Origin of the sequence: Photobacterium marinum (assembly GCF_000331515.1) — a bacterium.
GTDB lineage: Bacteria > Pseudomonadota > Gammaproteobacteria > Enterobacterales > Vibrionaceae > Photobacterium > Photobacterium marinum.
The window spans coordinates 118,413-142,496 of the sequence record NZ_AMZO01000002.1 but is presented as its reverse complement, the minus strand read 5'-3'; the positions used below and the strand labels follow the sequence as shown (position 1 = coordinate 142,496).

The following is a 24,084-nucleotide window of genomic DNA, read 5'->3' as shown; positions in this document are numbered from 1 at the left end:
ACCAGTTAAGCACTGACTAAAGCTCGTCGCTGATTTAAATAAATCATTGCAAACGCAGGCAAGTTCATCAAGACACCATAAAGTAGAGGTGTCAGAGCCAGTTCCGGTCGCTGCAACTGAACTACAGCAACAAAAATCGCAGTCCCGGCATTTTGAATCCCGACTTCAATCGCCAGTGTTTTCACCAGCGCTTTATCTCCACCAAGCAACTTTGCCGAGGCAAAACCCAATAGCATTCCCGCAATACACAAACCGACAGCCGCGATTGATGCAACGGAAAACAACTGATGGAAAACAGCGGTATTGGCCCCGACGGTCACAATAACGGTCACAAACAACGCAACCAATGAAGAACGTCCGGCAAGGCGAGAAAAACGCGCAAACCAGTCCCCCTTTGCCCGGTGCTTGATCAGCATGGCAAGCAAAACAGGCACCAAGGTCACTGCAGCCAGCTGTAAGATTGCCGTTTTCAACGGAAACACTAACTGAACGTCCGGCATCACCAGCGTCAACATGACAGGCAGGCTGACCGGTATTATCAAACTACTGATGGCTGTCATAGAGATCGATAATGCCGAATCCCCACCACTCAGGTGAGTGATCGCATTAGATGATGCTCCACCCGGTGCTAATGCCAGCAACCAGAGGCCAATAACGACCGGCTCTGGTAACGCGAATACTGAGATCATGATATATGCCAGCAAAGGCAAACCAATAAGCTGGGCACATAAGCCGGCTAAAACTCGCTGCGGATATAAAGCTACCCGTTTAAAATCAGCGACAGTCAGGGTTAAACCGACACAAAACATCATCCATGCCAGCGCCAATGGCAATACCACGGTCAACATTGTCTGACCCATTATTGTTATTCCTTATTATCAAAGAAAAATGGCGACCATTACGGTCGCCATCTGTATTTTCTGTCAGCACCGACGGCTTAAGCGTTACCTTTCACCTTAAGCTGTAACTGGGCGGCAAATTTCAGCATACGGTTCAGTGGAATCAGCGATTTCTCTCGTAAAGATTCATCGACAAATATCTCGTGCTTTTCACCGCCTTCAAGCAACGCAAGCTCAATCGCTTTCAAGCCATTCATCGCCATCCACGGACAGTGTGCACAGCTACGGCAAGTTGCCCCTGCACCGGCAGTCGGTGCCTCAAACAACTCTTTTTCCGGCACCATCTGCTGCATTTTGAAGAATATGCCTTTATCTGTCGCAACAATAAGCTGTTTGTTCGGCAGCTCTTTCGCCGCTTTGATCAACTGGCTGGTTGAACCTACAGCATCTGCCAGCGCAACCACACTGGCCGGAGATTCAGGGTGAACCAGAATCGCAGCATCCGGATACAGGTGTTTCATGTCACGAAGTGCTTTCGCAGAGAACTCATCATGAACAACACATTCACCCTGCCACAACAGCATGTCAGCGCCAGTCTGCTTTTGGATATAAGAGCCAAGGTGGCGATCCGGTCCCCAGATAATAGGTTTACCTTCACTATCGAGGTGCTCAACAATTTCAAGGGCGATACTGGAAGTCACCACCCAGTCAGCACGAGCCTTCACGGCTGCTGAAGTGTTGGCATAAACAACTACGGTGTGATCCGGGTGGGCATCACAAAACTCGCTGAACTTATCCGCAGGACAGCTCAGATCAAGTGAACATTCCGCTTCCAGCGTCGGCATTAATACATGCTTTTCCGGGGTCAGAATTTTTGCTGATTCGCCCATAAAGCGAACACCACAAATAATCAGGGTCTTAGCCGGATGCTGGTTACCGAAACGGGCCATTTCCAGCGAGTCGCCAACGAAACCGCCGGTCTCTTCTGCAAGGGCCTGAATTTCAGGATCGGTGTAGTAGTGGGCTATCAAAACCGCGTCTTTTTCCTTTAACAGGGTTTTGATGCTTGCCTTGTATGCCTGTTGCTGCTCTGCAGTCAAAGGCTCAGGCTTGGGAGGAAACGGGTAAACCATTTCAGAAGGATCAAATGTTAAGCTCATCACTCACTTGCTCTGTCAGCTAGTCCTTGTTATCCGGGTATTATACCGCAAACGTTGAAATGATCACCTTTCTGGCTTTTCTCATATCAATACGAACAAAGAAATTGCAGAACTATGCTGATATAGCAAATCATCACGATCAAAAAAGGCCAGTAAAAACCGGCCTTTCTTTCCATCCTGACAGTTCTCTGTCCAGCAGAGCTATCGGGATGATTACTTACCAAGCTTACTAAGATTACGCTCAGCCTGACGCGAACTGGTTGAATCAGGATAGGTAGAAATCACTTCCTGATAATGTTTCTTCGCTTCTTCAGGCTTTTTGCTACGTTCAGCGATAACGCCTAACTTCAGCATGGCATCAGCACGCTTATTTGAGTCTTTAAAGCTGGCGACAGCTTTAAACTGTTCCGAAGCTTCTGCCAGTTTATTTTGGGTAAAATACAACTGACCAAGCCAGTAATGGGCATTTGGCTTGTAGACCGATTCCGGATAAGTTGCCAGGAACCCGTTGAATGCACTCACCGCTCCCTTGTAATCCTTTTCTTTAAGGATCAGGTTAACGGCCTTTTCGTACGCTTCGTTTTCACTTACGTTGCTGGTGTAAGTTTCGGAAGATTTTGCCTCAGTTTCAGGCGCTTCCTTAACTTCTTTTTGAGGCTGACGACTCAGCGCATCCACTTCACGATACAGCTCACGCTGACGCTCAAGCATCTGCTTCAGATCATAACTGTTTCGCTCAACGATACCGCGCAGTTCATCCATTTCAGAGGACAGCTGGTCAAGCTGTCGCTGCATATCAATTTGAACCTGATTTCGGGCCTCAATCAACCGCTCCAGACGCTCAAGGCTGGTATTGCCATTAGCGTTGTTACCATTTAACTCAGTAACAGGAGCAGGCGCGGCGACCCCCTGGGTCGCCGCGCCAACCAGCAACGTAAATGCGATATTTCGCATCATGTTACTGTTCATAATATGTTTACCTATGAATTAGTAAACCAGAACCGAACGACGGTTCTTCGCATAGTCAGCATCTGTGTGACCAAGAACCAGAGGCTTCTCTTCACCGTAGCTTACGATAGAGATCTGGCTTGCTGGTACACCCAGAGCCTGAAGGTATTTAGCAACCGCGTTAGCACGACGTTCACCCAGCGCGATGTTGTACTCAGGAGTACCACGCTCATCGGCATGACCTTCAACAATCACGTTAACACCAGCGTTGGTACGCAGGTATTCAGCGTGAGCATTCAGCATATCTTCATACGCAGGCTGGATTTCAGCGTTGTCAAACTTGAAGTAAACAGTTTGTTCCTGACGAAGCTGCTCGCTGCGTAGTTCCTGCTCAGAAAGAGCAGCAGAACCTGATTCAACTGGTGTTGCAACTGTAGTTTGCTCGGTAGCTACTGTACCTGTACCAGTATTTGTTTCAGATGCCGCAGAGCTGTCAGTGCTTTCGCTAGAGCTACATGCCGCAAGAGTGATCATCGGCAGCGCAATTGCCAGCCCCTTTAAAACTTTATTCAGTTGCATTTTATTTTCCTTATTTTACTAATTACGGTGAACGTTATAAGAACGGCCCCCATGACGGAGCACGCACTCTCCCGTTCGTCGCAGGTAATCGTGCTTTAAAACGCCCGTCAATCGACACTAACGATAGCTCATTAAACTTGTTATTCACTGAGCTGTAAATCACCATACCACCATTTGGGGCAATACTTGGTGATTCATCCAAGAATGTCTTGGTTAAAATTTGAAGTGCGCCAGTTTTCAGGTCTTGTTTTGCAATGTTATACCCGGATTCTGAACGGTGCACCATTACCAGGAATCGTCCGTCCGGTGTCAACTGACCACCCAGGTTCTGCCTTCCTTGCCACGTCAGGCGCTCGGTCGATCCGTCAGCTAAATCTACTCGATATATCTGAGGCTTACCACTTCTGTCTGAAGTAAATACCATCGACTTGCCGTCAGGATACCAAAATGCTTCGGTATTGTTGGCACGGCCACGTGTTATTTGTTTCATTTGCTTGGTTTCCAGATCAAGAACATAGATCTGAAGGCTGCCACTTTTCGACAATACCATCGCCAACTTTTTACCATCAGGAGAGAAGCGAGGTGAACCGTTATGGCGTGGGAAAGAAGCCACCATCTCACGGGTACCTTTATAGATATCCATGATAAAAATCTGAGCCTGCTTATTTTCAAAGCTCACATAGGCCAGTTTTTTTCCGTCTGGAGACCATGACGGTGACATCAACGGTTGTTGGGATTTAAGTGCTAAACGCTCGTTATAACCGTCGTAGTCCGCAATACGTAACTGGTACGGGTAGCGAGACTTATCATCAATCACTACATAGGCGATATTGGTCAGAAACGCGCCTTTTTCACCGGTCAGCTTTTCATAAACAATATCGGCAATTCGGTGTGAGTACATGCGTAATTTACTTTCTTCAACTACCGCCCGACCAGTGTAAAGCACATGATCCTTAGTCAGAACCAACTTTCCATCTTGCAACCCGCGACTTTCGCCACTGGTCAGCTGACCACGAACCACATCCACCAGCTGATAAAATATTTCATAGTGTCCTTCTGGCGTTTTGCTCACTTTGCCTGTTACCAGGGCATCCACTCCCAGTAATGTCCAGGCATTATAATCAACCTGCTCTTCACTATACGGGGTCTGTGGCATCTTACTTGTTGCAACCGGGCTGAATTTGCCGCTTCGGCGCAAGTCAGAAGCGATAACAGCAGACAAGTCAGTAGGCAGTCTGCCCTCACCTTCCCATTGAAATGGCACCACCCCGATTGGACGCGCTGAATCGATCCCTTCAGTGATCACCAATTCCAACTCAGCTTGTGCAACCTGACTAAAGCTCAATAAAGCAAGACACAAGCCCATTAGCCAACGTTTCATAACAGCTCCTTCATCATTGTGGGCTTACCGTTAATCGAATACTACGCAGTTTCTCAACAACAGCCGGATCTTCCGGCATTGGGAACTGACTAACTTTAACTACTGCAGCTTTAGAAGCACGGCACAGCGCACTGTCGCCACCGACTTCACTTGCATCCAGCACTAAGCCACTGGCAGAAAGACGCATACGAATGACACATTCCTTTCCAATAAAGCCCTGATCAACAAGCAGGTTTTGTTCAATCATCTGCTTAAAGATAGCACCATATCGGTCGGTCTCATCTGCAATATACTGCCCTCTGGCACCACCTCGCTGCTGTGTCTCAGCCTCAAGACCAGCGAACATATCAGTCAACGCAGCTTCCTGCTGGCGTTGAAGCTCACGAGCTTCAGCCGCTTTTCGCTCTGCTTCTTTGCGTTCAGCTTCAGCCTTTCGCTTAGCAGCCAACTCAGCCTTTCGTCGCTCCTCCGCTTTGCGCCGTTCTTCTTCTGCCTTGCGCTTAGCTGCTTCAGCTTTACGTTTCGCTTCCTCAGCTTCACGCTGCTTAGCCAGTTGGCGCTGACGTTCCTGCTCAGCCTTGCGAGCAGCTTCCTGTTTTGCTTTACGCTCAGCTTCAGCCTTCGCTGCCTTTTGGCGGGCAATACGCGCCGCTTCATCGGCACGGCGTTTTTCTTCTTCCGCCTTGCGCTTAGCTGCAGCCGCTTTTTCACGTTCAGCTGCTACACGCTTACGTTCTTGCTCTGCCTCACGCGCTGCTTTTTCTGCTTTAAGCTTTTCAGCTTTAAGTTGACGTAGTCTTCTCTCTTCAGCCTGACGCTGTTGCTCAAGCGCTTCTGCTTGCTGTTCCAGACGTTTCAGGCGCTCAAGTTCAGCCTGTTTAGCCGCATTTCGTTGCTGGCGTATACGCTGCGCCTGCTGATTAACAAGGGCCGGATCAACCACAACAGCCTTGATAGTACTGCCCTGAGGCTTAGGCTTACTCATGGAAAAATCCGTTCCCCACAGCAATGCCGCCAACAATAAACCATGAAGGATCAAGGAAATAATGATGGCAGCAGAGTAATTGCTTTTATTCATCCTGCTCGCCTGCCTACTGCTCCAGTGGTTCTGTCATCAACCCGACAGAACCGACACCGGCCTGGTTCAGGGCATCCAGAGTTTCAATAATGTACGCGTAAGGAGCACGACTATCGCCACCTACCAGTACAGCAGACTTAGGGTTAATTTGCAGTTCAGCCCTGACACGGGTGAGAAGATCGTTCATGCGCAGACCGCGGATCATATCGCCATTATCAACACTCAGGCCCAGGTTTCCGTCCTGATCCACTTCGACAATAATCGGCGCACTGCTGTTATCTTCACCCACCAGCTCGACAGCAGACTTAGCTGTCTGTGTTGCAGGAAGCTCAACATCCACGCCTTGGGTGACAAAAGGTGCCGTTACCATAAAGATGATCAACAGCACCAGCATGACATCAATGTAAGGGACGACGTTTATCTCCGCCGTCATTTTTCGCTTTTTCGGTTGATAAGCCATGGCTTACTGCTCCTGAGAAGCGGCAAAGGCCTGGCGGTGAAGAATGCTTGAAAATTCTTCCATGAAGGTTGCATAGGTGTGTTCCAGCTTCGATACCTGGTTGGTCAGGCGGTTGTAGAACATAACTGCCGGAATCGCGGCAAACAGACCCATCGCTGTTGCTACCAATGCTTCTGCAATACCCGGAGCAACCATAGACAATGTCGCTTGCTTTACAGCACCTAGCGCGATAAAGGCATGCATAATACCCCATACCGTACCGAACAGGCCGATATATGGGCTGATAGAACCTACTGTCGCCAAAAATGGCAGGTTGGTTTCCAGCTCATCGACTTCACGGGACAGTGCCACACGCATCGCACGACCTGTACCTTCCATAACCGCTTCCGGTACCTTGCCGTTACTACGGTGCAGACGGGCAAACTCTTTAAAACCAGCATGGAAAATTTGTTCGGAGCCAGTCAGGCTGTCTTTACGGGCCTGAACTTCCTGAAACAACTGAGAGAGGTCGATACCAGACCAGAAGCGGTCCTCAAAACGCTCAGCCTTAGATGCTGCGTGAGAAAGAACCTGCGAGCGCTTGATGATCATCGCCCACGAAATCACGGACATACCCAGCAGAACCAGCATTACCGCTTTAACAAGCAAACTAGCCTGTAGAAATAGATCTAAAATGGATAATTCAGCAGTCACTTAGATATCTCCGACTTAATAACTTCTGGGATCTTGATTGGTTTCATAGTTTTAGGGTGAACACAGGCTACCTGAACCATTGCTTTACACAAGGCTTGACCGGCATTGTTGACTAAAACCTGACAAAAATCGATAGAGGCACGGCGGATATTGGCCGGCCAGGTGCGAACAACAAGCTGATCATCAAGTTTTGCGCCACTCAGGAAATCGATATCGATATGGCGAACAACAAAGCTGACATCCAGCTGGAAAAATTCTTGTAAACTGACACCGTGACTGCGGAAGAGTTCCGTTCTTGCCCGCTCAAAAAATTTCAGATAATTGGCATGATATACAATGCCACCTAAATCAGTATCTTCGTAATATATCGTGATTGGCCATTCAAAGGCATTTTCTTCTGTCATCTGTTTCCTATGCCATCACATAATCCGGTAATTGTACCGGGGCTCTTGCTATTAACCGCTTACTATACCTAACTTGAATAGCAGAATGAAACGCCTCATTTACCAGGGCTCACAAAACTTCAAACTTTTTGACTGTTTTATTCAGCCTTTTGCAATCATAACCGACAAATGCTGCACTTTTATTCACCTTCAAACAGATAGCAAACAGCCCGATGCATATTGCATCGGGCTGTTTTCATTAAACTTATCAGTCGGATACCCGACTAGGAAAACAAACGTAGCCACAGAATCCAGGTCAGTACCGGCATAGCAACGAACGGCGTGAAAAACACTTGCCAGTACCAATGGCGGGGCACAAAGCCCACACCAAAAACCATTGCAGTGCAGGTTGACCATATCAGGGCCGGAGAGATTATCGGTCCGAATCCCCCAATCGCCTGGGCAAAAAGTCTAGGATCCCACATCACCAGCCCGGTGGCAGCCAGTGCCATCGCTAGGGAAAACAAGCGTAACAGCCCGTAGTCCATACGCTGGTGAACACCCTTCACCCAGAGATCAAGGTTACTCACCGTTTGCATCCATGTTTTCTGTCGCTTCAAGCCACAGGGCGTTAATGATGCCAAATGAGCAGGCTAGCAGAACACCCAGAATCCAAGCGAAATACCACATAGTCTGTCTCCTTAGTACAGTGAATTCTTGTTGTCTTCGATAAACTTGTTATCAAGACGGCCAAACATTTTGTAGTAACACCAAGTGGTGTAGCCAAGAATAATTGGCACCATCACAAACGCGACACCCGTCATGATGTTCAGCGTCAGCTCAGATGATGTCGCATCCCACATGGTCAGGCTGTGGTTTGGCGCCTCGCTTGAAGGCATTACGAACGGGAACAGCGCAAAGCCTGCAGTCAGGATCACACCGGCCATTGTCAGGCTTGATGAGATAAACGCCAGCGCACCGCGGTCAGCACGGGAAGCAACCACAGTCAACAGCGGCATAATCACAGCCAGAGCAGGAGCAATCCATAGCAGCGGGTACTTGTCAAAGTTGGCAAACAACGCACCAGACTGACGAATAACTTCTTTCGTCAGAGGGTTAGAAGGCGCATTCGTCACGATTTCTGAAGTCACGATATAACCTTCAATGCTTTGAGCCCAGAAACCTGCGATAGCGAAACATACAGCGGTAGCAATTGATGTGATCATAGCTACGTTACGAGAACGAGTATGAAGTGCATCAGTTGTTTTCATCTGCAGGTAAGCCGCACCCTGAGTTGTAATCATCAGGATACTGACGATACCGCATAGCAGTGCAAACGGGTTAAGCAGACCGAAGAAAGAACCTTTGTAAGTCGGGATCAGCAGATCGTCTAGCACAAATGGTACACCCTGAAGCAGGTTACCGAATGCAACACCGAAGATCACCGGCGGTACAAAGCTACCTACAAAGATCGCTTTGTCCCAAGCGTTACGCCATTTTGGTTCTTCAATCTTTGAACGGTAATCGAAACCAAGCGGGCGCAACCACAGCGCAGCCAGAGTGACGATCATCGCCAGGTAGAAACCGGAGAACGCTGTTGCGTAAACCAGAGGCCATGCCGCAAACAGTGCACCACCAGCCGTGATCAGCCATACCTGGTTACCGTCCCAGTGTGGGGCGATTGAGTTAATCATTACACGGCGCTCAGTGTCTGTCTTACCGATAATGTTCGACAGCACACCTACACCCATATCAAAACCATCTGTGATTGCGAAACCGATGCAAAGCACACCAATCAGCACCCACCAGATAAATCGCAATACTTCATATTCAAACATTGCTTAATTCTCCCTGATTACGCTTCAACCTGACGCGATACCACGTTCTGTGGTGCATCGGTAGTTTCAAAGTGGTAGCGACCTGTCTTCAGGCTGCTTGGACCCAGACGAGCAAACTTGATCATCAGGTACATTTCAGCAATCAGGAACACAGTGTACAGGCCAAGAATTGCCAGCATTGAGGTAATAATGTCTGACGCGGCAAGGTTAGATGCAGCCATAGATACAGGCAGGATCTCACCAACGGCCCATGGCTGACGACCATATTCAGCAACGAACCAACCGGCTTCTACCGCAATCCATGGTAGTGGAATACCGTATAGCGCAGCCTTCAGAACCCACTGCTTCTCGGTGATCTTATGACGGCAAGACTGGATAAATGCAGCACCAATGATACCCAGCATCAGGAAGCCACAGGCAACCATGATACGGAAGCTCCAGAACAGTGGCCATACTGTAGGGATTGAGTCGTCAGCAGCTTTTGCGATGTCTTCTTCAGAAGCGTCAACCACATTGTCTGCGTATGGCTTAACCAGTAGGCCATAACCCAGGTCATGTTTCACTTCATCAAACGCAGCCAGATTTTCAGGTGTCTTCTCACCGGCACGTAGTTTCTCCAGCAGACCGTAAGCAATCATACCGTTACGGATACGCTCTTCGTGTTCTACTTTCAAGTCACGCAAACCGGTAACTTCTGTATCGAAAGAACGCGTCGCAATAATACCCATTACGTAAGGGATCTTAAGTGCGAAGTCTGTTTCCATCGTTTCCTGGTTCGGCAGACCAAACACAGTAAACGCAGCAGGCGCTTCTTCTGTATGCCATTCCGCTTCAATTGCAGCCAACTTAGTCTTCTGTACATCACCCAGCTCATAGCCAGATTCGTCACCCAGAACGATTACCGACAGGATTGACGCCATACCGAATGCAGAAGCAATAGCGAAAGAACGACGCGCAAACGGAATATCACGACCTTTCAGCAGATAGTATGAGCTGATACCCAGAATGAACATCGCACCAGTAACATAGCCTGAAGCCACTGTGTGTACGAATTTAACCTGAGCTACCGGGTTCAAAACAACTTCGGCAAAGCTAACCATTTCCATACGCATGGTTTCGAAGTTGAAATCAGCACCTACCGGGTTTTGCATCCAGCCGTTAGCAACCAGAATCCACAGAGCCGAAAAGTTTGAACCAAGAGCTACCAGCCAAGTGACAGTAAGGTGCTGACGCTTAGACAGGCGATCCCAGCCGAAGAAAAATAGGCCGACAAGGGTAGATTCAAGGAAGAAAGCGATCAGTGCTTCGATAGCCAGAGGGGCACCGAAAATGTCGCCTACATAGTGAGAGTAATACGCCCAGTTTGTACCAAACTGGAACTCCATGGTAAGGCCGGTAGCCACACCCAGAGCAAAGTTAATACCGAACAGCTTACCCCAGAACTTGGTCATGTCCTTGTAGATTTGCTTTCCGGTCATTACATAAACAGACTCCATGATGGCAAGCAGGAACGCCATCCCCAGAGTCAATGGGACGAACAAAAAGTGATACATCGCAGTTAATGCGAACTGTAACCGCGATAGTTCGACGATATCAGTGAACATTGAGAACTCCTTTTTTCGCCAGGCTGACTGACGACAGTACTACACAGTGTACCGATGGTTGGGCTTAGCAAATGCAACTTTATAACTGCAATTTAGGTACCTTCCTGGCCACCATCTTTTAATAATCAATGGCTTCCTTTTGTATGTTGCAGTTGTGTACTAAATTAGTTAATTTATTGTTAAGCTACAGCTAATAAAGTCATTGCTAATATTACTGTCATTCTTCTCGCCGCTCAATGGGTTTATCGCACATTTTGCTTTGATAAATATCAAAAAAAGCAGTTCATTTTTTAAACACCAAGCTCTTGATTGATTTAGATCAAGCTTTTTTCAATACTCGATATTTTCAGGTTTGAACAGAAAAAAACACTATCTTTAATGCCAATGAATAGCGGTTAACACCCATTCATAACCTGTTTTTAAATCATCATACATCTTGCTTATCACGGTTAGAAAAAACAGGCCTTCTTGCTCTGATTAAGAGGAAGCATTACACCTCTAATATCATTAATTCCGTGACTAATACGTAATTTAGGGGCTCAACACCCCACTCATCACATAAAAAAATCTAATCCGAAATACAAATTTATATCGCTTTCTAGAGATGGAAAAATATCTATAATCAGCGTCAGAAACAGATGAAGCCGCCCAGACAGTAAAAATCGTCTTTTTGGCGGGTTATGCGCTGTTTCCCCAACAATGAATTTGATGATTGAGGAAGTAGTTATGGCTCGTTTTATTGAAAAAATTATTGCTCTTTACCAACCAAGCTTCACCGAGTTGTATAAGAACAATATCTAAAAAGTGGTCAATAATGACCCACTAATCGCCGTTGTGAGTACTTTGCTCCTTTATTTGCGCCTTTAATTGCCGAAGTGATGTCAAAGTTATGTAAACGAAGCAGGATTTTTTTGAGCGATTAGTGTGCTCTGGGAATAGCAAAAACAAAAAAACGAGGCCTTGGGCCTCGTTTTTTACTTATCTTCCGAATCAGCTTTCCGGTATATCCAGACCAAAATGCAAATAGGCGCGATGAGTCGCAATTCGGCCTCTTGGCGTGCGCTGCAAGAAACCCTGCTGGATCAGGTAAGGCTCCAACACATCTTCAATCGTATCTTTTTCTTCACCGATCGCCGCCGCAAGGTTATCCAGACCTACAGGTCCCCCCATAAACTTGTCGATAATAGCCATCAGCAACTTGCGATCCATGTAATCAAAACCGCTGCTGTCTACATCCAGCATATCCAATGCTTTACCTGCAGTATTCGGGCAGATATGGCCATTGCCTTTTACTTCCGCATAATCTCGGACCCGTCGCAGCAGACGGTTAGCAATACGAGGTGTACCACGGGAACGCATCGCGACTTCTTTGGCCCCGGCTTCTTCCATCGACAATCCCAGGCAGTCAGCACTGCGCTGAACAATGCCACACAGATCCTCAACCTTGTAGTATTCCAGACGCTGGGTAATACCAAATCGGTCACGCAGAGGTGAAGTCAGAGAACCAGCCCGCGTTGTCGCACCAATCAGGGTAAACGGCGGCAGATCAATCTTAATTGAGCGAGCCGCTGGCCCTTCACCAATCATGATATCCAGCTGATAATCTTCCATCGCCGGATACAGCACTTCTTCAACCTGCGGGCTCAGACGGTGGATTTCATCAATAAACAGGACATCATTTTCTTCCAGGTTCGTCAGCAGAGCCGCCAGATCACCGGCTTTTTCCAGCACCGGACCGGAAGTAGTGCGAATACTCACCCCCATCTCATTGGCGACAATGTTAGCCAATGTGGTTTTACCCAAACCGGGAGGACCAAAAATCAACAGGTGATCAAGGGCTTCATCACGAAGCTTCGCGGCTTTGATGAAAATTTCCATCTGATCACGGACATGATCCTGCCCCCGATAATCCTGCAACAGTTTGGGACGGATCGCGCGATCTATCAGCTCTTCTTCACGAGTTGTAGGAAAATCACCGGCTACCAGTCGATCGGCTTCAATCATGAATAACTACACCTTAAACCATAGAACGTAGGGCATCGCGGATAATTTCTTCGCTGGTCATATCCGCTTTTGCTACCTGAGAAACTACTTTCGAAGCCTGCTGTGGCTTGTAGCCCAGCGCAATCAGCGCGCTGACAGCTTCATCTTCAGCCTTGGCTGCATTTGGCTCTTCAACCGGAGCATTAGACGCCGCAGAATCAAGTGCCGGAGTAAACAGATCACCTTCACCCCAGCCTTTCAGACGGTCTTTCATTTCAACAACCAGACGCTCAGCCGTCTTCTTACCAACACCAGGAATTTTCACCAGCGTAGTAATGTCTTCATTTTCGACACTCAGAACAAATTGGCTCGCCGTCATAGCAGACAGAATAGCCAGACCCAGCTTAGGACCGACACCGTTAGCCTTAATAACTTCACGGAAAAGCTCTCGTTCGCTCTTCTTATTGAAGCCATACAACAACTGAGCATCTTCGCGAACAATAAAGTGTGTTGAGATAACCGCTTCCTGCCCGACTTCCGGTAGTTCATAGAAACAACTCATCGGCATTTGTACTTCATAACCGATGCCACCCACCTCAATTAGTACTTCAGGCGGTTGTTTTTCTAAAATGGTTCCACGTAGTCGGCCAATCACAACAATATCTCTTTATTGATTCACAAAATTGGCTCTAGGATAGTAAAGAGCTGGATGTATATCCAGCTCTTTTTCATTAAATATGGTGGGATTAAAAGACTCAGTTTCTGGAGGAAACAACCGCATTAAGGCTGTCAGCCAACCCTTTAAGGGTTTCAACCTGCTCTGCCAGCTGCGCACCCTGTGTCGCTACCGAGTCAGAAACATGGTTGGTTTCAACCACACTGTTTGCCACTTCACTACTGGCTGAATTAAGCTCTTTCAGGGCATCGACCTGATGGCCCATTATGTCCGCCAGACGGTTCACGTCCACGGAAATACTGCCAATTTGCTCAATAATACCTGTCAGCTCGGTTGTCGTTGCTTCAATAACCGCTTGCCCGTGCTGAACTTCATTTCGGCTTTTTTCCAGCAAAGCCCGTATCTCGACGGCAGAATCATTACTTTTCGCCGACAGCTCCCGAACCTGATCGGCAACGACAGCAAAGCCCCTACCCTGTTCTCCGGCCCGTGCCGCTTCAATGGCGGCATTCAGTGCCAACAGGTTGGTCTGCTCTGCGACTGAAGTGATCAAATCCGCGACGGACATGATCTCGTCATTACTACTGAGGATTTGGGCGATCGCCTGTGTTGAAGCATTCAGTGAACCTGAGCTCTTCTCTGCTTGAGTACGGATTGTTTCGCTACGAGCTTTCAGTTCGCTTACGAAACGGTCTGATTCATCAATGCCTTCTGTCATCTGCACCAACTGCTGGCTCATCTGTTCAGCCGCACTGGCCTGAGATTCACAGTTAAGGTTCAGATCATTAACCTGCTGGTGCAAGCTCAGCGACTGCTGCTCTAACTGAGCTGCAACCTGTCCAAGCTGGCTGGCATTATCGCTGGCTTGCTCAAGCACCACTGATAGTTGCTGCTCACCCTGTTGGGCTTTATCAGCAATTGCCTGGCTACTTTGCTGAGCCTGCTCTGATGCTTCAATCGCATCATGGCGCTGCTTCACGGTATAAGCCTGAGCAATGCCAATCACCACCAGCGGCATAATCATCCCGGACCAGATTTCAGCTGCAGCTGCAGAATCCGTCAGCTCAAGGTGCGGGAATACCGCTCCTGACAAATGCTGACTTATCATCCATGCGGAAACAACGACTACAAATACGCTCCAGAACGATGCCATCAATGGCTTTGCCGCCAGGAAGAAAGCAATGATCAGCAACGGCATCCAGAATGCCTGGGTCGAAACGACAATACCGCCGCTTTGATAAACGATATTGATGGCATGGGTCACCATACCAAGGAAGCCGATGTTAAGCGCAAACTCAGGTGAACGCAGCATGCGTAAAACCACCCCAGCCATGAGTTCGCAACCTATCAGCAACAGTGATGTCATTATTAACAGCGAATGCTCATGATTGAACCATTTAAATAAGCTGTAGCAACCGACAAAGAAAGATAGCAGAGTAAAAAAGAGAAGTGTTTCAACATAGCGGGCCTGTTCTCCTTGCCAGCTATGCGATGATGGCATAAACAAAATACGCCAAATCGCCAATGGGGTCATTGCCTACGTTCCTTATTCCTTATATGACCACTGGTTAATATAATTCATATAAGTGTGTGTTAACAAAAGAAAAAAGCAGCCAATGACTGCTTTTTTGATCAAGTTAACAACAGCTGCCAACAGCTATTGATAGAACGAATAATAACACACACCGCCGTTAACGATAGCGTCCGCGCCTTGCTCCTCTTGCCTGACCTGCCATTGCAATCAGGGTCTTATGAGTGTGGGCATGACAGATTGCTACCGCCAGGGCATCCGCCGCATCGGCCTGAGGTTTACCCGGTAACTTCAGCACAGAACAAACCATATGCTGCACCTGAGCTTTATCGGCACCACCGGAGCCAACAACAGCCTGCTTGATAAGGCGGGCTGCATACTCGCTGACAGGCAGCCCTGCATTTACTGCCGCAACAATAGCACTGCCGCGCGCCTGGCCGAGTTTAAGGGCCGAACTGGCGTTCTTCCCCATAAACACTTCTTCAATAGCGAAAAAATCTGGCTGGAACTGAGTGATTACTTCTGAGACACCGGCATAAATCTGTTTTAGCCGGCCGGGGATATCCTCGGCAGAGGTGCGAATGCACCCACTGCCAAGATATTCAAGGTTGCGCCCTACCTGCCGAATCACACCATAACCGGTGATCCTCGAACCAGGGTCAATCCCTAAGATGACTGACATTCAGTCACGCTCCTATAACGGTATGCTTTACCTGCCAATTTGCGGATAAAACCACTGCACGTCAAGATTACAGCTGAGCTGCAACCTCATCAGAAATATCACCGTTATGGTAAACTTCCTGAACATCATCAAGATCTTCAAGCGCATCAATCAGGCGTAGCAGCTTAGGTGCAGTGTCTGCATCCAGCTCTGCTTTAGTAGATGGAACAAGAGTTACTTCTGCGTTTACCGCTTCAAAGCCTGCCGCATCCAGTGCATCTTTCACCGAACCGAAATCAGTCGGCGTAGTGTAAACGTCGATAGAACCATCATCATTGGTTTCAACGTCGTCAGCACCGCCTTCCAGTGCCGCTTCCATCACAGCGTCTTCATCAAGACCTGTCGCGTAAGAAATCACGCCTTTCTTGTCGAACAGGTAGTTTACGCTGCCGTCCGTGCCCAGGTTACCACCCGCTTTAGAGAACGCGTGACGAACACCGGATACAGTACGGTTGCGGTTATCAGTCATGGTTTCAACCATTACCGCAGTACCGCCAGGACCGTAACCTTCGTAAATCACGGTTTCCATGTTGTCGTCACCTTCACCACCAGCACCACGACTGATTGCACGGTTAACGGTATCACGGGTCATATTGTTTGACAGCGCCTTATCAACGGCCGCACGCAAACGAGGGTTATTGTCAGCTTCCGGGCCACCTTCTTTGGCTGCCACAACGATTTCACGGATCAGCTTAGTGAAGATTTTACCGCGCTTGGCATCCTGCGCCGCTTTACGGTGTTTGATATTGGCCCATTTACTATGACCTGCCATAACATACTCCGGATTCTGATTAGCCAACAAATGGCTAAAGTTTCACAAATGAATACCAATCTGATGAATACGTTTTAATACAAAGCCGATTTAATTCAGCAATGATTTTGATACAGACTGGCCTAAAAAAAGACTGGCCTTTCGGCCAGTCTAATAAAAGATGAAAGAAACTTATTTCTGCTCTTCCGTTTCTTTCTGAGCAACCTGAACTGCAATTGCCAGTTCTTCCAGCGCTGCCGGGTTAGCAACACTTGGTGCGTCAGTCAGAAGACATGCTGCCGCCGTTGTTTTAGGGAAAGCAATCACGTCACGGATGTTTTCAGTACCGCACAGCAGCATAACCAGGCGGTCAAGACCGAATGCCAGGCCCGCGTGTGGTGGAGTACCGAACTTCAGAGCGTTCAGCAGGAAGCCGAACTTCAGTTGCTGTTCTTCTGCATTGATACCCAGGATATCAAATACTGTCGCCTGCATATCCGCATTGTGGATACGAACAGAACCTCCACCCACTTCGTAACCGTTGATAACCATATCGTAAGCGTTAGAGTTCGCTGCCGCAGGGTTCTCTTTTAGTTCTTCCGGACTAACGCCCAGTGGAGATGTGAATGGGTGGTGCATTGCGTGCAGGTTACCTTCGTCGTCTTCCTCGAACATTGGGAAGTCAACAACCCACAGCGGAGCCCATGCTTTAGTATCTGTCAGCTCAAGGTCTGTACCCAGTTTCAGACGAAGTGCGCCCATTGCTTCTTCAACAACACGCTTCTTGTCTGCACCGAACAGGATGATGTCGCCAGATTCAGCCTGAGTGCGATCAAGCAGCTGAGCAACAACATCTTCGTTCAGGAACTTAGCAACCGGAGACTGGATACCTTCGAAACCAGCTTCACGATCGTTAACCTTCATCCATGCCAGGCCTTTCGCACCGTAGATACCAACGAACTTAGTGTATTCGTCGATCTGCTTACGGCTCAGCTGAGCACCGCCTGGTACGCGAATAACAGCAACACGGCCTTTCGCATCGTTTGCAGGGCCAGAGAATACTTTGAAGTCAACGTCTTTCAGGATGTCTGCAACATCAACCAGCTCAAGTGGGTTACGCAGGTCTGGCTTATCAGAACCGTAGCGACGCATTGCTTCTTCAAACTTCATTACAGGGAATGCGCCAAGATCTACGTTCAGCAGCTCTTTCCACATTTCATTGATCATGCGCTCAGTTACTTCACGCACCTGATCTGCGCTCATGAATGAAGTTTCGATATCGATCTGGGTGAATTCTGGCTGACGGTCAGCACGCAGGTCTTCGTCACGGAAACACTTAACGATCTGGTAGTAACGGTCGAAACCAGACATCATCAGTAGCTGCTTGAACAGCTGAGGTGACTGAGGCAGAGCGTAGAAGCTGCCTTTATGAACACGGCTTGGTACCAGGTAGTCACGAGCACCTTCAGGTGTCGCTTTAGTCAGTACCGGCGTCTCAATGTCCAGGAATGCATTGTCATCAAGGAAACGACGGACAAAGCTAGACGCTTTCGCACGCAGCTTAATACGGTCGCTCATTTCAGGACGACGTAGATCCAGGTAACGGTACTTCAGACGCTGTTCTTCAGTGTTAGTCTGGTTGAAGTCAAGCGGCAGAACGTCTGAACGGTTGATGATTTCAAGGCCGTTTGCCAGCACTTCAACTTCACCTGTTGCCATGTCTTTGTTTACCTGGCTTTCAGGACGAGTGCGAACTTCACCGGTCAGACGGATACAGAATTCGTTACGCAGTTGGTTAGCGACTTCGAATACGTCTTTCATATCCGGATCGACAACTACCTGAACAATACCTTCACGATCTCGCATATCGATGAAGATTAGACCGCCTAAATCGCGGCGACGATTAACCCAGCCGCATAACTCTACTGTTTGCCCTGCTAAGGACTTGTTCAGGTGACCACAATATTGGGTGCGCATATGAAATTCCCGATCTGTTTACTTACTTTCCTGTGAGCGAATTAGGTTTGCTAATCACTTATCATGCACAGGCTGAATCAATCCCGGCCGGAATCGCTCATTCCTTATCCGATTTCAAGGGGGTGGCTCTGGCCGAGAGGCAAAAATAACGAGGTATTATAAAGAAAAACTCTAATGTAGGAAAAGGTACAACTCGAGATCAAGTAAAAATCCCCGATTATTTTGACTAATTCCAAACAATCTAAGCACAATAGAGAAATAGTAGACTGATTATCGCGGATATTTTCCCCAACCCAGCAAAACAGGCCTGAATATGTCCAGTTCGCAGACACCTCCACTTCGACTTGGTTTAGCCATGTGGTCCCACAGCCATTGGCAACAGAGCCTGTATGGTTCCGGCTGCAAATCCGGCGAGCGACTGACACGATATGCCCAGACTTTTAATACTGTTGAAGGTAACACGACTTTCTATGCCACCCCGGCTAACACGATTGTCAAAAAGTGGAATGAAGCGACACCGGACAATTTCCGTTTTACCTTTAAGCTGCCACAAACGATTACCCACCAAAACCAGTTGATGCATTGCGAACAACTGGTGGCAGATTTCCTGACGGTAATGGAGCCCCTGGCTGAAAAAACCGGATTATGGAAAATCCAGCTGCCCGCCAACTTTGGCCCAAATGCCCTGTCAGCCTTAAATAAATTCCTGGCAAAGCTGCCATCTCACCTCAATTGCGGCGTCGAAGTTCGCCACCCGGCCTTCTTTGCCAAAGGTGAAGAAGAAAAAATACTGAACCGCCTGCTAATTGATCACGGAGCAAACCGCATCATCATGGACAGCAGGCCAGTCTTTGCGGCACCGCCAACCACAGAAGCAGTCATCGATGCCCACCAGAAGAAACCAAAAGTCCCGGTTCATGCCATTGCAACAGCAACCAACCCGATGATTCGTTTTATTGGTCACCCGGATGATCACAGTAATGATCCGTTTTTCGCCAACTGGCTTCAACGCATTCCCCAATGGCTGGCTGATGGTAAACAGCCCTACCTGTTCATCCACACCCCGGATAACAATCAGGCACCGGAACTGGCTACCCGTTTGTATCAGCAGCTTCAGCGACAACTTGGTGAAGCTAATACGCTGCCCGATATTCGTCTTCCTGATCTCAATGGTAAGAGTTCGCAAATCACGCTGCTTTAGCCAAACCGCACTAAAAACAGCTTAATTGCAGCTGATAACAAATTAACTATTCATAAATCACTAAAGACAAGCGGCCGCATTTTCACTACAATACGCGACCTTTCAAAGAGTGACGGAACACACTTTGTATCTTAGAAAGGATCAGGTTCTTTAACGTTTTAAGAGGTTCGTGAGAATGGCAGGCCACGACAATATTTTTGCTGCGCCAATCGAAAAGCTCGGTGATTTCACTTTTGATGAACGTGTAGCTGAAGTTTTTCCGGATATGATTCAACGCTCGGTACCGGGTTACAGCAACATCATATCTGCAATTGGAATGCTGGCTGAGCGCTTTGCCAAACCTTACTCAAAAGTTTACGACCTCGGTTGCTCACTGGGTGCCGCGACTTTATCTATGCGCCGCCACATCCAGCAGGAAGGCTGTCAAATTATCGCGGTTGACAACTCAGCTGCCATGGTTGAGCGTTGCCGCCTTCACATCAATGCCTACCGCTCAGATACGCCGGTTCAAGTGATTGAAGCAGATATCCGCGATATCGAAATCAAAGACGCCTCCGTCGTCGTTCTGAACTTCACCCTCCAGTTCCTGGCACCTGACGACCGCCAGATGCTGCTGGAAAGAATCTACGCCGGCCTGCGCCCTGGCGGTATTCTGATCCTGTCTGAAAAATACATTTTTGACGATGAGTGCTCACACGAGCTGCTGATCGACCTACACCATGACTTCAAACGTGCCAATGGCTACAGCGAGCTGGAAATCAGTCAGAAACGCAGTGCTATCGAGAACGTGATGCGTCCTGACAGCATTGACACTCACAAGCAGCGCCTTAGCAATATCGGCTTCAGCAGTACTGAGGTCTGGTTCCAGTGCTTCAATTTCGGCTCAATGTTCGCCATTAAATAAGGTATACCGCTCCACTATGTTTAGTTTTTCCGAGTTCTATCAGCTCATTGCCCAACACGAAACCCTGCGTCCGTGGCTGAATACCCTACCGAAGCAATTAAGCGACTGGGAAGAAGCCGAGCACGGCGACATGGGCCGCTGGATGCGTGCCCTTAAAAAATTCCCGACCGACAAGCCGGACATCATTGATATCAAAAATGAAGTTAGTGTTCGCTACGAAGACGGCGTTGCCGATGGCGAGAAAAAGCGCCTGGAAAGCTTGCTTCGCCTGCTTCACCCGTGGCGTAAAGGCCCGTACAACATGCACGGTATTCACATTGATACCGAGTGGCGCTCAGACTGGAAATGGGATCGCGTTCTGCCGCACATCTCTCCGCTGAAAGGCCGTAGCGTACTGGATGTAGGCTGTGGTAACGGCTATCACATGTGGCGAATGCTGGGTGAAGGAGCGGAACTGACTGTCGGTATCGACCCGTCAAACCTGTTCCTGATCCAGTTTGAAGCAATTAAGCGCCTGATGGGACAGGACAACCGAGCCTTCCTGCTACCGTTGGGTATTGAACAACTGCCGGAACTGAAAGCATTCGACACTGTATTCAGTATGGGTGTGCTTTACCACCGCCGTTCACCGCTGGATCATATTATTCAGCTTAAAAACCAGCTACGCAAAGGTGGTGAAGTGGTTCTGGAAACCCTGGTTATTGATGGCGATGAAAATGCCGTACTGGTTCCGACTCACCGTTATGCCCAGATGCACAATGTTTATTTCTTCCCGTCAGCCAAGGCGCTGAAAGTCTGGATGGAGAAATGCGGTTTTGTTGATGTCCGTATTGTTGACGAATGTGTTACCACTACCGATGAACAACGATCAACAGACTGGATGACCAATAATTCACTTCCTGAATATTTGGACCCGGAAGACCCTACCAAAACAATTGAAGGCTACCCGGCACCGAAGCGAGCCATACTGGTAGCCACAAATCCTGACTAAGACTTGACAAGGGATGCTATTCGCATCCCTTTTTGTACGCTAAACTATCGCCGCTTAAAGAAAAATTAGAAATACTACCGGGAGATACGATGCTTCGCCGCAGTGTGCCACTTTTAACGTTTGCTTTACTTTCCGGCTGCACCATTACGCAGTCTGCAGACCATCAACAAACTATGACAGCCATCAACACCATGGAGCAGCGAGTCAACTTTCAGCTTGCGACCATGATAAAACAGATTGATGAGCAAAATACTTACATTGCCAATCTGGAAAAAGAACTGTCATCTATCTCGGAAGAGCTGGCACAGCAATCGCAGCAACTTAATGATGCTGCATCGCAACAAACGTTCGAAGACAAGGCAGCCCCTGCTCCCGTTGTCGCACCGGCCACAGATACTAAAGTGGCTCACGGCAAAGTCATTTTGGGTGAAGAAGAATGGGTTTGGCTAGACTCTATACAAACTTTCTTCAAAGCCAGGATTGATACCGGGGCTACAACCTCTTCGCTGAACGCCGTTGATCTACAGGTTTTCGAGCGTGACGGTAAAGAGTGGGTTCGTTTCAACCTTGACCACATTTCTGATGGCAACGACAAAGATACCGAGATTGTCGAAGCCCCTGTGGTGCGCTGGGTGAAAATCCGTCAGTCAACAACTGAGCAGTCAGAACGTCGTCCGGTCATCGAAGCATGGGTAAACCTTGGGCAACTTCACGAAAAGACCCAGTTCACTCTTGCAGATCGCTCTCATATGACCTACCCAGTATTGTTAGGTCGTGATTTCTTTAAAGATATTGCACTTGTGGATGTCGGTAAAAAATATGTTCAGGGCATGAACGAACAAAAAATACAAAAAACTAAAATCTGATTGATGAGGATGCCATGACGTCAAGAATCCCGTTTTATTTTTTAATCACCTTGCTCGTTATTGCCGGTGCTGCTCTTAGCATGTATCGACATGACGTCTACGGCGTACCATGGACACCGGGTGAAGAGCGTGCCCTGTGGGAACTCGAAGCACGTATTGAATTTGATGCTATCGGTGATCCGGTCAAAGTATCTATGGCCGCTCCGGAAACCCAGCAAGGTTTCACCCTTATTGATGAAAGTACCTCTTCACCGGGTTACGGCGTGGCTCTGATTGACACAGACACAGGCCGTCGTGCTGAATGGTCTGTTCGTGAAGCCACCGGCAAACAAATCCTCTATTACAAAACCCAGATGCTGGTTGACGACCAGGCTAGCTACACTGTTGAGCCACCAAAAGGTGACACACCCCCAGTCAGCCTCGACAACCCGCAACAAACGGCTGCAACGGCGCTTCTGGAACAGGCCCGTAAACTGTCTTCCGACAATATCACCCTGGCCCGTGAGCTAATCAAACAGTTCAATGACAAAAACAATCAGAATGCTTCATTGCTGCTCAACAACCTAAGTCGCGAAAAAGCCATTACCAGCCTGTTATCACTGGAAGGTATCCATTCACGTATTGTTGGCGGGCTGCAGCTTGAAGATGGTCGCCGCCGCCAGAGCATTGAACCTATGGTTGAAGTCTGGGATAGCGAACACTGGCAGCTGTTCGATCTGTACTCCGGCCGGGAAGGTAAACCAGACAATATTATGCTGTGGAACCAAGAAGGCCATTCCCTGCTGGATGTTATCGGTGGACGTAACTCTAATATCAGCTTCTCTATCATTGCCCAGGACATTACGCCACAGCAAGCAACAAGAGAAAAAGTACAGGCAGAAGATCTGCTGAACTTCTCAATCCACAGTCTGCCGGTCGAAGAGCAGGCAATGTTCAAGACCATCATGCTGGTACCTATCGGTGCCTTGATTGTGGTCTTCCTGCGGATCATCATTGGCCTGAAAACTTCCGGTACCTTCATGCCGGTACTGATTGCTGTAGCTTTTGTTCAAACCCAACTGCTCACAGGTATTCTCGGCTTCTTATTAATTGTCGGCACCGGTTTGATCATCCGTGGTTACCTGTCGCGGCTCAACCTGCTACTGGTTGCCAGGATATCGGCAGTAATTATCACAGTAATCATGATCATCTCGGTATTTACCGTGGTGGCCTTCAAGATCGGGCTGGTTGAAGGGCTTTCCATCACCTTCTTCCCTATGATCATCCTGTCTTGGACCATCGAACGTATGTCGATCCTATGGGAAGAGGAAGGTGCGAAAGAAGTCATGATTCAGGGTGGCGGCTCACTACTGACAGCGGTACTGGTTTACCTGGCAATGACTAATGACCTTGTTCGCCATCTGACCTTTAACTTTATCGGTATGCAGCTAATTGTGCTGGCACTGATCCTGATGCTGGGTAACTACACCGGCTATCGCCTGAGCGAGCTACGTCGCTTCAAGCCGCTTGCGGAGGGCTAA

Annotated in this window: 24 protein-coding genes; 5 read left to right on the top strand and 19 right to left on the bottom strand. The window is 48.3% G+C overall.

The features are described 5' to 3' along the window. Positions 1 to 5: 5 nt before the first annotated feature. The 19 genes from C942_RS02040 to aspS form a co-directional block, all read right to left on the bottom strand. Positions 6 to 860: a bile acid:sodium symporter family protein gene (locus C942_RS02040; RefSeq protein ID WP_007461878.1), complete on the bottom strand. Its 855-nt coding sequence runs from the start codon at positions 858 to 860 to the stop codon at positions 6 to 8. A gap of 77 nt (positions 861 to 937) precedes the next feature. Continuing rightward, positions 938 to 1,999 carry a quinolinate synthase NadA gene (gene nadA / locus C942_RS02035; RefSeq protein WP_007461877.1) on the bottom strand — a complete coding sequence of 354 codons (1,062 nt, stop codon included), beginning with the start codon at positions 1,997 to 1,999 and terminating at the stop codon, positions 938 to 940. A gap of 213 nt (positions 2,000 to 2,212) precedes the next feature. Beyond that, positions 2,213 to 2,968, bottom strand: coding sequence for a tol-pal system protein YbgF (gene ybgF, locus C942_RS02030; RefSeq protein ID WP_007461876.1), 756 nt, complete (start codon positions 2,966 to 2,968; stop codon positions 2,213 to 2,215). 18 nt (positions 2,969 to 2,986) lie between these two features. Continuing rightward, positions 2,987 to 3,526 (bottom strand): peptidoglycan-associated lipoprotein Pal, encoded by a 540-nt coding sequence (gene pal / locus C942_RS02025; RefSeq protein WP_007461875.1) that lies wholly within the window; start codon positions 3,524 to 3,526, stop codon positions 2,987 to 2,989. A 34-nt stretch (positions 3,527 to 3,560) separates the two neighbouring features. Then, positions 3,561 to 4,907, bottom strand: coding sequence for a Tol-Pal system beta propeller repeat protein TolB (gene tolB / locus C942_RS02020; RefSeq protein WP_007461874.1), 1,347 nt, complete (start codon positions 4,905 to 4,907; stop codon positions 3,561 to 3,563). 13 nt (positions 4,908 to 4,920) lie between these two features. Next, positions 4,921 to 5,985 (bottom strand): cell envelope integrity protein TolA, encoded by a 1,065-nt coding sequence (gene tolA / locus C942_RS02015; RefSeq protein WP_007461873.1) that lies wholly within the window; start codon positions 5,983 to 5,985, stop codon positions 4,921 to 4,923. A 13-nt stretch (positions 5,986 to 5,998) separates the two neighbouring features. Then, a complete protein-coding gene (gene tolR, locus C942_RS02010; protein ID WP_007461872.1) occupies positions 5,999 to 6,445 on the bottom strand; it encodes a protein TolR in 447 nt (148 codons plus the stop codon). 3 nt (positions 6,446 to 6,448) lie between these two features. Beyond that, a complete protein-coding gene (tolQ, locus tag C942_RS02005) occupies positions 6,449 to 7,138 on the bottom strand; it encodes a protein TolQ (protein ID WP_007461871.1) in 690 nt (229 codons plus the stop codon). Next, on the bottom strand, positions 7,135 to 7,542 hold the full coding sequence (gene ybgC / locus C942_RS02000) for a tol-pal system-associated acyl-CoA thioesterase (protein ID WP_007461870.1): 408 nt from the start codon (positions 7,540 to 7,542) through the stop codon (positions 7,135 to 7,137). The genes tolQ and ybgC overlap by 4 nt, the downstream gene beginning before the upstream one ends. 263 nt (positions 7,543 to 7,805) lie before the next feature. Next, complete coding sequence (locus C942_RS01995) at positions 7,806 to 8,033, bottom strand: cyd operon YbgE family protein (protein WP_232428128.1); 228 nt, start codon at positions 8,031 to 8,033, stop codon at positions 7,806 to 7,808. 70 nt (positions 8,034 to 8,103) lie between these two features. Further along, on the bottom strand, positions 8,104 to 8,211 hold the full coding sequence (gene cydX / locus C942_RS24525; protein ID WP_036798371.1) for a cytochrome bd-I oxidase subunit CydX: 108 nt from the start codon (positions 8,209 to 8,211) through the stop codon (positions 8,104 to 8,106). An 11-nt stretch (positions 8,212 to 8,222) separates the two neighbouring features. Continuing rightward, positions 8,223 to 9,359, bottom strand: coding sequence for a cytochrome d ubiquinol oxidase subunit II (gene cydB, locus C942_RS01985; RefSeq protein WP_007461867.1), 1,137 nt, complete (start codon positions 9,357 to 9,359; stop codon positions 8,223 to 8,225). Between the two features lie 17 nt (positions 9,360 to 9,376). Continuing rightward, a complete protein-coding gene (gene cydA, locus C942_RS01980; RefSeq protein WP_007461866.1) occupies positions 9,377 to 10,963 on the bottom strand; it encodes a cytochrome ubiquinol oxidase subunit I in 1,587 nt (528 codons plus the stop codon). Between the two features lie 990 nt (positions 10,964 to 11,953). Next, positions 11,954 to 12,967 (bottom strand): Holliday junction branch migration DNA helicase RuvB, encoded by a 1,014-nt coding sequence (gene ruvB / locus C942_RS01975; protein ID WP_007461865.1) that lies wholly within the window; start codon positions 12,965 to 12,967, stop codon positions 11,954 to 11,956. 13 nt (positions 12,968 to 12,980) lie between these two features. Beyond that, positions 12,981 to 13,601, bottom strand: a complete 621-nt coding sequence (gene ruvA, locus C942_RS01970; protein ID WP_036798369.1) for a Holliday junction branch migration protein RuvA — start codon at positions 13,599 to 13,601, stop codon at positions 12,981 to 12,983. Between the two features lie 100 nt (positions 13,602 to 13,701). Beyond that, on the bottom strand, positions 13,702 to 15,156 hold the full coding sequence (locus C942_RS01965) for a methyl-accepting chemotaxis protein (RefSeq protein WP_007461863.1): 1,455 nt from the start codon (positions 15,154 to 15,156) through the stop codon (positions 13,702 to 13,704). Positions 15,157 to 15,313: 157 nt separating this feature from the next. Next, a complete protein-coding gene (gene ruvC, locus C942_RS01960) occupies positions 15,314 to 15,835 on the bottom strand; it encodes a crossover junction endodeoxyribonuclease RuvC (RefSeq protein WP_007461861.1) in 522 nt (173 codons plus the stop codon). 67 nt (positions 15,836 to 15,902) lie between these two features. Beyond that, positions 15,903 to 16,646, bottom strand: a complete 744-nt coding sequence (locus C942_RS01955) for a YebC/PmpR family DNA-binding transcriptional regulator (protein WP_007461859.1) — start codon at positions 16,644 to 16,646, stop codon at positions 15,903 to 15,905. A 171-nt stretch (positions 16,647 to 16,817) separates the two neighbouring features. After that, on the bottom strand, positions 16,818 to 18,602 hold the full coding sequence (gene aspS / locus C942_RS01950) for an aspartate--tRNA ligase (RefSeq protein WP_007461858.1): 1,785 nt from the start codon (positions 18,600 to 18,602) through the stop codon (positions 16,818 to 16,820). Between the two features lie 313 nt (positions 18,603 to 18,915). Between aspS and C942_RS01945 the strand changes: the two genes are divergently transcribed. The 5 genes from C942_RS01945 (at position 18,916) to C942_RS01925 (ending at position 24,084) form a co-directional block, all read left to right on the top strand. Then, positions 18,916 to 19,803, top strand: coding sequence for a DUF72 domain-containing protein (locus tag C942_RS01945; protein ID WP_036798366.1), 888 nt, complete (start codon positions 18,916 to 18,918; stop codon positions 19,801 to 19,803). Between the two features lie 175 nt (positions 19,804 to 19,978). Then, positions 19,979 to 20,707, top strand: coding sequence for a carboxy-S-adenosyl-L-methionine synthase CmoA (cmoA, locus tag C942_RS01940; protein WP_007461855.1), 729 nt, complete (start codon positions 19,979 to 19,981; stop codon positions 20,705 to 20,707). Positions 20,708 to 20,723: 16 nt separating this feature from the next. Then, the gene (cmoB, locus tag C942_RS01935) at positions 20,724 to 21,698 is read left to right on the top strand and encodes a tRNA 5-methoxyuridine(34)/uridine 5-oxyacetic acid(34) synthase CmoB (protein WP_007461854.1); all 975 of its coding nucleotides are present in this window, start codon (positions 20,724 to 20,726) and stop codon (positions 21,696 to 21,698) included. Between the two features lie 89 nt (positions 21,699 to 21,787). Next, positions 21,788 to 22,564: an ATP-dependent zinc protease family protein gene (locus C942_RS01930; RefSeq protein WP_007461852.1), complete on the top strand. Its 777-nt coding sequence runs from the start codon at positions 21,788 to 21,790 to the stop codon at positions 22,562 to 22,564. Between the two features lie 14 nt (positions 22,565 to 22,578). Next, entirely contained in the window at positions 22,579 to 24,084 is a 1,506-nt protein-coding gene (locus C942_RS01925; protein ID WP_007461850.1) for an inactive transglutaminase family protein, read from the top strand.